The sequence below is a fragment of the Flavobacterium sp. genome (assembly GCF_039932285.1).
Taxonomy (GTDB): Bacteria; Bacteroidota; Bacteroidia; order Flavobacteriales; family Flavobacteriaceae; genus Flavobacterium.
The window spans coordinates 16,785-27,115 of sequence record NZ_JBDTQE010000038.1 but is presented as its reverse complement, the minus strand read 5'-3'; the positions used below and the strand labels follow the sequence as shown (position 1 = coordinate 27,115).

Sequence of the window (10,331 nt, the reverse complement as noted above, 5' to 3'; positions counted from 1 at the left end):
ATGATCACAAATAATACATTTTTTAGCAACAATTCTTTTTATTTCTATTGGAACATAGGAAGGGATTGTTGTATGGTTATTTGATTAGAAAATTAAATTAATAATATAAATATACAATCCCGTCTATAACAAGACGGGATTTTTTTTGCTATATGGAAATAAAAATTGCAATTCAGGGAATTAAAGGCTCTTTTCATCATCAAGTAGCCCAAGAATTTTTTCGAGATTCAGTTGGGTTAGACGAATGTATGTCTTTTGAAAACTTAGTTACAAGTCTTAAAGAAAACAAGACTCAAAAAGGAATTATGGCTTTAGAAAACTCAATTGCGGGTTCTATAATTCCAAATTATGCACTTATCGACAACAATAATTTACACATTATAGGAGAACATTATTTGGATATTCACATGAATTTGATGGTTTTAAAAGGTCAGAAAATTGAAGATATCACAGAAGTTCATTCCCATCCAATTGCATTGTTGCAATGTGCTGTTTTTTTTAAGCAATATCCTCATATTAAACTAGTAGAAAGTGGAGATACTGCAGAAACTGCAATGAGAATTAAAAATGAAAATTTGTTAGGAATAGGTGCGGTTGCTAGCCCAATTGCTGCAAAAATGTATGATTTAGATATTATTGCTGCTGGAATTCACACTATAAAAAGTAATAAAACACGATTCGTGATTGTTAAAACCCAAAACAAAGAAATTCCGAAAGAAGAAATTAATAAAGCTTCTATAAAATTTGAATTAGATGATACGCCAGGGAACTTGGCAACTGTTTTGAATGTGATGAATAATTGCAAATTAAATTTAACCAAAATTCAATCGATGCCTATAATTGAAACACCATTTCAATATTCATTCTTTGTAGATATAGTTTTTGCGAAATATAAACATTACGAAAAAGCAAAAAAAATATTGGAATTAATGACGACGCATTTTAAAGTTTTAGGAGAATACAAAAAAGGAGCACAATGATAAAAACAGCAAATAGATTAAAAACGGTTGAAGAATATTACTTTTCATCAAAATTGAGAGAAGTACGGGAGCTAATTTCTCAAGGAAGACCAGTTGTGAATATGGGCATTGGAAGTCCAGATTTGCAACCGTCAAAATTAGTTGTTCAAGCAATGCAAAATGCAATGTTTGATGCTGTTTCACATCAATATCAATCTTATCAAGGTTTGCCAGAACTGAGACAAGAAATAGCAAATTTTTACAAAAGCAACTTTCAAGTCGATTTAAATTTCAACAATGAGATTTTACCGTTAATGGGTTCTAAAGAAGGAATCATGCATATTTCAATCGCTTTTTTGAATGAAGGAGACGAAGTTTTAATTCCAAATCCGGGTTATCCAACGTATGTTTCTGTGACCAATTTAGTGGGAGCAAAACCTGTTTTTTATGATTTGATAGCAGAAAATAATTGGGAGCCTGATTTTGAATATTTAGAAAAAACAGATTTGACCAAAGTAAAACTCATGTGGGTAAATTATCCGCACATGCCAACGGGAGCAACTGGAAGTTTGTCATTGTTTGAAAAGTTGGTGGCTTTCGCCAAAAAACATCAAATTTTGTTGGTTAATGATAATCCGTATAGTTTTATTTTAAACAATAATCCAATTTCAATTTTGCAAGTTGCAGGTGCAAAAGAAGTCGCGTTAGAATTAAATTCATTGTCTAAAACCTATAATATGGCAGGTTGGCGAGTGGGAATGGTTTCTGGAAATGTAAAATATATTGATGCTATCCTGAAGGTAAAAAGTAATATGGATAGCGGTATGTTTTACGGAATTCAGAAAGGTGCCATCGAAGCGCTAAAACTAAATAGATCTTGGTTCGAGGAACAAAATAAAATTTATTATACACGTAGAAATTTAGTTTTTCAATTGGCAGACAAACTAAAATGCACTTATGATGAAAATTCAGTTGGGCTATTTGTCTGGGCAAAATTACCAATTGGAATAACCAATTCGGAAGATTTTGTAGATGAATTGTTATACGAAAAAGATTTATTTATTACCCCAGGAACAATTTTTGGAAGCAACGGAGAAGGTTATGTTAGATTTTCCCTATGTATTGCTGAAGAAAAAATTAAAGAAGTTTTATCAAATTTTTTGATAGAAGAACAAATTCATTTATAATTTTGTAACAAACAAAAACTATGGAAAATAGTACATCATTACGCACTTGGTTAGACGATTTCAAATTATCACATCCGTTAGTAATAGCAGGTCCTTGTAGCGCAGAAACTGAAGAACAAGTGCTGAAAATAGCACACGAATTAAAAAACTCCGATGTAAGCATTTTTCGTGCTGGAATATGGAAACCAAGAACACGCCCAGGCGGATTTGAAGGTGTTGGCGAAATTGGTCTTAAATGGTTGAAAAAAGCAAAAGCAGAAACAGGTTTACTTATGGCAACAGAAGTAGCTAATGCTACTCATGTAAAATTAGCATTAGAATATGGTATAGATGTTTTGTGGATTGGCGCTCGAACAACTGTAAATCCTTTTGCAGTTCAAGAAATTGCAGATGCTTTACAAAATACAGACAAAATTGTTTTGGTCAAAAATCCTGTAAATCCAGATTTAGCCTTGTGGATTGGTGGTGTAGAACGTTTGTATAACGCAGGAATCAAAAAATTAGGAGTGATACATAGAGGATTTTCTACTTACGAAAAGACAAAATACAGAAATATTCCCGAATGGCAAATTGCAATCGAACTGCAAAGCCGTTTTCCAGATTTACCATTAATAATCGATCCGTCGCACATAACAGGAAGACGCGATATGATTCAGGAAGTGTCGCAACAAGCACTCGATTTGAATTACGATGGATTAATTATTGAAACCCACACAGATCCAGATAATGCATGGAGCGATGCGGCACAGCAAGTAACACCGACTGTTTTGAAACAAATTTTTGAAGATTTGAAAGTCAAAAAAATGACTATCGAAGAAGATGGTTATAACACCGAAATGATAAAATTGCGAGCCAATATTGATATTTATGATAGCAAAATCCTCGAAATTTTAGGAAATCGTATGAAAGTAGCCGAACAAATAGGAGCACTTAAAAAAGCAAATAATGTGGCGGTTTTACAAAACAAACGATGGAATGAAATTCTTGGAAAAATGATTCTAGATGGAGAAGAAAAGGGGTTAAGTGAAGAATTTATCTTAAAAATGTTTAAAGCGATTCACCAAGAAAGTATTACACACCAAGAGAAAATTATAAATCAATTGTAAATTATAAAGTGGTAATTTTGCAATCGTAATTATCTGAACAGATTTTGTTTTTAGAGAAATCTAAAATCTAAAATCTAAAATCTAAAATCTAAAATTTGAATGACAGGACTCGTTTATAAATCTACAGGAAGTTGGTACACCGTAAAATCTACAGAAGGAGATTTTATGGAATGTCGTATAAAAGGAAAATTCCGAATGAAAGGAATCAAAAGTACCAATCCAATTGCTGTGGGAGATGTTGTCGATTATGATTTAGATGAAAATTCTGATGTAGTTACAGGAACGATTACGAATATTCACGAAAGGAAAAACTATATCGTTCGTAAATCGGTTAATCTCTCACATCAAATGCACATTATTGCATCAAATCTAGATTATGTTTTTTTGTTAATTACGATAAATAATCCACCAACAACGACCAATTTTATAGACCGTTTTCTGGTTACCGCTGAAGCTTACGGAATAGAAACCATTTTAGTTTTCAATAAAATAGATACTTACGACGACGCGATGCTCGACGAACAATTGTTTATGCAATACATTTATCAGCAAATTGGATATAAATGCCTGCGAGTTTCATCGACCGAAGGAAAAGGAATCGAGGAGCTAAAGAATATAATGATTGGTAAAGTAACGATGTTTTCTGGACATTCGGGCGTAGGAAAATCTACTTTGGTCAATGCGATGGAACCAAGTTTGCATCTAAAAACCAAAACAATTTCCGAACAAAGTAAACAAGGACAACATACAACGACTTTTGCAGAAATGTATGATTTATCTTTTGGAGCACAAATTATAGATACACCGGGGATAAAAGGTTTCGGAATTGTTGATATGGAAAAAGAAGAAATTTCAGGCTATTTTCCAGAATTTTTCAAACTCAAAGACCAATGTAAATTTAATAATTGCTTACATAAAGACGAACCAAAATGTGCCGTTAAGGATGCACTAGAAAAAGACGAAATTTCCTATTCACGATACAATAGTTACTTGAAAATATTAGAAGGCGATGACGAAACTTATCGCACCGATATTTATAATGACGATCGAATTGCGAGTGATGAGACAAGAAATAAAGGATAATTATTTTGAAAGCCGTAATCCAAAGAGTTTCTCAAGCATCAGTAACAATCGATTCTAAAATTGTAGCTGAAATCGAACAGGGATTATTGGTTTTAGTTGGTGTTGAAGATTCAGACAATCAAGAAGATATTATTTGGCTAACCTCAAAAATAATAAATCTTCGCATTTTTGCCGATGAAAATGAGGTAATGAACCTTTCGGTGAAAGATATAAATGGAGATATTGTTGTTGTTTCTCAATTTACCTTGCACGCTTCCACAAAAAAAGGAAACCGACCAAGTTATATTAAAGCCTCCAAACCAGAAATAGCCATTCCGTTATATGAAAATTTCGTTAAGCAGATAGAAACCGAATTAGGAAAAAAAGTGCAAACAGGTATTTTTGGAGTAGATATGAAAGTTTCGTTAGTAAATAATGGGCCAGTAACGATAATTATAGATAGTAAAAATAAGGAGTAAAAAAGGATGAAATTAAAATTAAGCTTATTGATAATTATTTTTTTCTGCAATTTTATGATTGCTCAAAAAATGGATTATTCGACTATAGTAGTTCCAGAAAATCTAATGGAAAACTCAAATAGTGTTGTATTAAATCAAGAAATTAATATTTCAATAATTTCCCAGAAACTTTTTTCGATAAAAACATACAAAGTTGTTAAGGTTTTTAACGAGTTAGGATTAAATAATATTGATGCTACTGAGTACTATGATAAATCCAATAAAATAATAAATATAGAGGCAAGAATTTATAACATTAATGGTAAGGAACTAAAATTTATAAAGCAAAAAGATTTTAAGGAACAAAGTGTTGCAGATGGTTTTTCTATTTTTACAGATGACAGAAAATTATTTCTCGATTATACACCTACAGAATATCCGTTTATAATTGTATATAAAAGTGAAAAAGAAAGTTTAAATACTGCTTTTATTCCATCTTGGTATCCAATAGATGATTCTCATGAAAGTGTTGTAAAATCAACATTAAATATAAACTATCCAAAAGATTTAGGTTTTAAATATAAAGAAATTAAGTTTGAAGGAAATAAGATTATAAGCACCCAAAATGAAAATCAAATGTCATTTTCTGCAGAAAATTTAGCCTCTATAAAAATGGAAGAATATTCTCCGTCTTTTCAAAATATTGTTCCACATGTATTGTTCGGTCTTGATAAATTTACTTTAGAAGGGGTAGAAGGGTCTGCTAAAAATTGGCAAGAGTTTGGAGATTGGATGTACAACAACTTGCTTTTTGGTACAGATGAATTGCCTGTTGAGACTCAAGAGAAAATAAAAGCACTTGTAGGAAAGGAAACAGACCTTATTAAAAAGGCAAAAATTATTTATCAGTATGTTCAAGATAAAACGCGATACGTAAGTATTCAATTAGGAATTGGTGGTTGGAAGCCTATGCCTGCAAAAGATGTAGATAGATTGGGTTATGGGGACTGTAAAGCATTATCTAATTATACAAGAACTTTGTTAAAGTTAGTTGACGTGCCATCATATTATACTATTATTAATGCTGGTTCTGATAAGAAAAGTTTTGAAAGAGATTTTGTTTCTATGCAAGGAAATCATGCTGTTTTAGCATTGCCGGTTAAAGATGGATTTTGTTTTCTAGAATGTACAAGTCAAACTAAACCGTTTGGCTTTGAAGGGGATTTTACTGACGACAGATATGCTTTGATTGTAATGCCAGAAAAAAGCAAGATTGTTAAGACAAATGATTACAACGAAAAAAAGAATTCACAATTTATAAAAGCAAATTATATTATAGATGAGATTGGAGATGTTAATTGTAATGTTTTAATAAAAAGTAAAGGCATTCAATATGATGATAAATATTATTTAGAAAAAGAGTCTAAAGAAAAGACTGCAGAATATTATAAGTCTAACCTAAAAACAATTCCAAATTTAAATCTGCTCAAAGTTTTATTTAATAATAACAAGGAAGAGCTTGAATTTACTGAAAATTTAGAATTTAAAGCACAAAATTATGGAAATTTAAACGGAAAAACATTAATATTTTCTTTAAATGCTTTTAATCAATATTCCTTAATTCCTCAACGATATAGAGCTAGAAATAATCAGTTAGAAATTCTTAGAGGTTTTTATGATGAGGATGAATTTGAAATTACAATCCCAGAGGGTTATGTTGTCGAGGCAAAACCTGAAAATACTGAATGGATTAGCAAATTTGGAACTTATAAGATAGAAATATCTAATTTATCTCCAACCAAATTCCTTTATAAGCGTTCTTTACTTATGAATAAAGGTTATTATGATAAATTGGAATATGAAAATTATCGATTATTTAGAGAAAAAATTGCGAAAATAGATAACTCAAAATTAGTAATAACAAAAAATAAACAACGATGAATAAAAGCAGCATTATCGTAACAGTAATACTATTATGTAGTTTTAATATATATGCCCAAAAAAACGAATTAGGAAATGTAACCATTGAGGAATTAAATGAAAAATTTAATCCAAAAGATTCCTCTGCAAATGCAACAGTTATATACGAGAAAGGCAAGACTTATTTCGAGTTTAAGCAAGAGGAAGGTTTTAGTTTAGTTACTGATGTTGAAGTTAAAATAAAAATTTATAAAAAAGAAGGCTACGATTGGGCAAATAAAGCGGTTACTTTCTATATAGGTGGAAATTCTGATGAAAATGTGTCTTTTTCAAAAGCTATCACATATAACTTAGTAAATGGTCAAATTGAGAAAACAAAATTAAAAAGTGATGGAGAATTTATAGAAAAGAAGAATAAATTTTGGTCACAAAAAAAAATAACAATGCCTAATATAAAAGAGGGCTCTATTGTTGAGTACAAATACACGATAAAATCTCCTTATATATCTACATTTCCTGATTGGAGTTTTCAAAGGTCTATTCCGGTAAAGCATTCAGAATACTCTACCTATACACCAGAGTATTTTATCTATAATGTGTATAAAAAAGGATTTATTTCTCCCATAGAAACTAAAAATAGTATAAGAAAAAGAATCACTTTAGACTATAAAGAAAGAGTTGCTCCAACTTTACATAATGCAGGAGGTACTAATAGATCCACTGAAGAAATATATTATCAAGAGAATCAAATTACGTATAAATTAGATAATGTTCCAGCATTAAAAGAAGAATCATATGTAAATAATATTGAAAACTATGTTACAACTATACAGCATGAACTTGCTGGAAAACAAATGCCACAATCTGCTTTTGAATCCTTTTCGACTACTTGGGAAAAAGTCACAGAAAAAATATATGAAAATGAAGATTTTGGAGGTCAACTGAAAAAAGGAAATTATTTTGAGAAAGATCTAGAACCATTATTAGCGGGGTTAAAAACAAAAGAAGAAAAAACAAATGTAATTTTTAATTATGTAAAATCACGAATGAACTGGAACGAGTACTATGGATATACTTGTGATGATGGAGTAAAAAAAGCTTACGAGAATAAAACAGGAAATGTTGCGGAGATAAATCTTATGCTTACTGCTATGTTAAGATATGCAGATATTCTAGCAAATCCAGTCTTAATAAGTACAAGGTCAAATGGAATTTCATTATACCCTAGTAGAACAGCATTTAATTATGTCATTGTTGGATTAGAAACTGGAAATGATTTAGTTCTTCTTGATGCTACAAGTAAGAATGCTTTCCCTAATATTTTACCTATAAGAGATTTAAATTGGTTGGGTAGAATAATAAGAAAGGATGGCAGCTCAGAACAAGTAGATCTAATGCCAAAAATGGTTTCAAAAGACTATGTTAATCTCATGGGAACAATAGATTCTAATGCTGGAATTGCAGGTAAAATTAGAGAACAATATTTTGACTATAATGCATTAAGTTTTAGAAGTAAATATTTAGATCTTTCAAAAGAAACATACCTAGAAAAATTAGAAAAAAAGCATGAAAATATTGAAGTAAACGAATATGATATTACAAATAAACAAGAATTAGATAAGCCTATTATAGAAACATATTCTTTTAAACATAATAATTCTGTAGAAATTATTGGAAACAAAATGTATTTTTCTCCATTGTTGTTTTTAACACTTACTGAAAATCCATTTAAACAAGAAAATAGAGAGTATCCAGTAGATTTTGTTTATCCTAATCAGGATAAATATGTGTTAATTATTACTATTCCTGATGGATATACAGTCGAATCACTTCCTACTCCTATTAGTATAGCATTAATTGATAATATGGCGAGCTTTAAATTTAATGTTTCTAATATTGGGAATAAGATTCAAATTTCATCATTGTTAGATCTTAACTCACCTATTATTTCTTCGGAATATTATTCAGATTTGAAAACATTTTTTGCAGAAATAATAAAAAAACAAACTGAAAAAATAGTTCTTAAAAAAGTATAATTATGAATCTAAAAAACGCCCAACTCGAAGTAGATAATTGGATAAAAAATCACGGTGTTCGTTATTTTAATGAACTAACTAATATGGCACAACTTACAGAAGAAGTAGGGGAGGTTGCTCGTATTATTGCCCGTCGTTATGGCGAACAATCCGAAAAAGAATCTGACAAAAACAAAGATTTAGGCGAAGAGTTAGCTGATGTTGTTTTTGTAGTGCTGTGTCTAGCCAACCAAACCGGAATCGATTTGCAAGCCGCTTTCGACAAGAAATTAGACCTAAAAACAAATCGCGATCATGACCGTCATCATAACAACGAAAAACTGAAATAATTGTGAATTTACTCCTGCAATCAACAATCGTTAATCAACAATCGTCAATCAAAATTTCAGGTTCTAAATCGGAAACTAATAGATTGTTGTTGTTGCAAGCATTATATCCAAACATTACATTAGAAAACATTTCTAATTCCGATGATTCTGACGTGATGTTGAAAGCCTTAAATAACCACCAATTATCAATTATCAATCATCAATTAATCGATGTTCATCACGCAGGAACCACCATGCGATTTCTTACTGCTTATTTTGCAATGCAAGAAAGTAAAGAAGTTGTCTTAACTGGTTCTTCGAGAATGAAAGAACGACCAATAAAAATTCTAGTCGAAGCTTTGCAACAACTCGGAGCAACAATTTCATACGAAGAAAAGGAAGGTTTTCCACCTATAAAAATTGCAGGAAAAAAAATCACACAAAATAAAGTATCGCTCCCAGCAAATGTAAGCAGTCAATATATTTCGGCACTTTTATTAATCGCTCCAAAACTCGAAAACGGATTAGAACTGACTTTGGTTGGGGAAATCACCTCAATTCCATATATAAAAATGACTTTGGCTTTGCTAGATGAGATTGGTATCGAAACCTCTTTTGAAAATAATATTGTTAAAGTAAAGCCTAAATTATCAATTATTAATTGTCAATTATCGATTGAATCCGATTGGAGTTCTGCTTCTTATTTTTATTCAATCGTAGCTTTGTCAGAAATAGGAACACAAATTACTTTATCAAGCTACAAACAAAATAGTTTGCAAGGCGACTCAGTTTTAGAAGAAATTTATAAAAACTTCGGTGTAAAAACGCTTTATAAAAATGATAATTCTATTACTATTTCTAAAGCAAACGACTTTCGACTTTCGACTTTCGACTTTCAACTTAATGATTCGCCAGATATCGCTCAGACCATTGCGGTAACTTGCTTCGGACTAGGAACAGGTTGTTATCTTACAGGATTACATACTTTAAAAATAAAAGAAACCGACAGATTAGAAGCTTTAAAAATCGAATTAACAAAATTAGGCGCAAAAATTTCTGTTACCAATGATTCTTTAACGCTAGATCAATCTTCGGAGATTAAAGAGAATATAAATATAAAAACCTACCAGGACCATCGTATGGCAATGGCGTTTGCACCATTAGCCCTAAAAACATCCATTTTAATTGAAAATTCAGAAGTAGTATCTAAATCCTATCCTGCTTTTTGGAACGATTTACAAAGTATAGGTTTTCAAATTAATGAGATATAAAACCCTTAGAACCTCAGAAACTTA

General features: G+C 30.8%; 9 protein-coding genes. All 9 read left to right on the top strand.

What is annotated here, in order from left to right; translation table 11 throughout:
* Positions 1–152 precede the first annotated feature (152 nt).
* The 9 genes from ABI549_RS08535 (at position 153) to aroA (ending at position 10,307) form a co-directional block, all read left to right on the top strand.
* Positions 153–980 carry a prephenate dehydratase gene (locus ABI549_RS08535; protein ID WP_348076037.1) on the top strand — a complete coding sequence of 276 codons (828 nt, stop codon included), beginning with the start codon at positions 153–155 and terminating at the stop codon, positions 978–980.
* Positions 977–2,146, top strand: a complete 1,170-nt coding sequence (locus ABI549_RS08530) for an aminotransferase class I/II-fold pyridoxal phosphate-dependent enzyme (RefSeq protein WP_348076036.1) — start codon at positions 977–979, stop codon at positions 2,144–2,146. The genes ABI549_RS08535 and ABI549_RS08530 overlap by 4 nt, the downstream gene beginning before the upstream one ends.
* Positions 2,147–2,166: 20 nt before the next feature.
* Positions 2,167–3,252 (top strand): bifunctional 3-deoxy-7-phosphoheptulonate synthase/chorismate mutase type II, encoded by a 1,086-nt coding sequence (locus ABI549_RS08525; protein ID WP_348076035.1) that lies wholly within the window; start codon positions 2,167–2,169, stop codon positions 3,250–3,252.
* A gap of 99 nt (positions 3,253–3,351) precedes the next feature.
* On the top strand, positions 3,352–4,335 hold the full coding sequence (rsgA, locus tag ABI549_RS08520) for a ribosome small subunit-dependent GTPase A (RefSeq protein WP_348076034.1): 984 nt from the start codon (positions 3,352–3,354) through the stop codon (positions 4,333–4,335).
* Between the two features lie 5 nt (positions 4,336–4,340).
* A complete protein-coding gene (gene dtd / locus ABI549_RS08515) occupies positions 4,341–4,793 on the top strand; it encodes a D-aminoacyl-tRNA deacylase (RefSeq protein WP_348076033.1) in 453 nt (150 codons plus the stop codon).
* 69 nt (positions 4,794–4,862) lie between these two features.
* On the top strand, positions 4,863–6,713 hold the full coding sequence (locus tag ABI549_RS08510; protein ID WP_348076032.1) for a DUF3857 domain-containing protein: 1,851 nt from the start codon (positions 4,863–4,865) through the stop codon (positions 6,711–6,713).
* Complete coding sequence (locus tag ABI549_RS08505) at positions 6,710–8,728, top strand: DUF3857 domain-containing protein (RefSeq protein WP_348076031.1); 2,019 nt, start codon at positions 6,710–6,712, stop codon at positions 8,726–8,728. Before ABI549_RS08510 ends, ABI549_RS08505 begins: the two co-directional genes overlap by 4 nt.
* A gap of 2 nt (positions 8,729–8,730) precedes the next feature.
* On the top strand, positions 8,731–9,057 hold the full coding sequence (locus ABI549_RS08500) for a nucleotide pyrophosphohydrolase (protein ID WP_011962417.1): 327 nt from the start codon (positions 8,731–8,733) through the stop codon (positions 9,055–9,057).
* A gap of 2 nt (positions 9,058–9,059) precedes the next feature.
* On the top strand, positions 9,060–10,307 hold the full coding sequence (gene aroA / locus ABI549_RS08495) for a 3-phosphoshikimate 1-carboxyvinyltransferase (protein WP_348076030.1): 1,248 nt from the start codon (positions 9,060–9,062) through the stop codon (positions 10,305–10,307).
* The last annotated feature ends 24 nt before the right edge of the window (positions 10,308–10,331 follow it).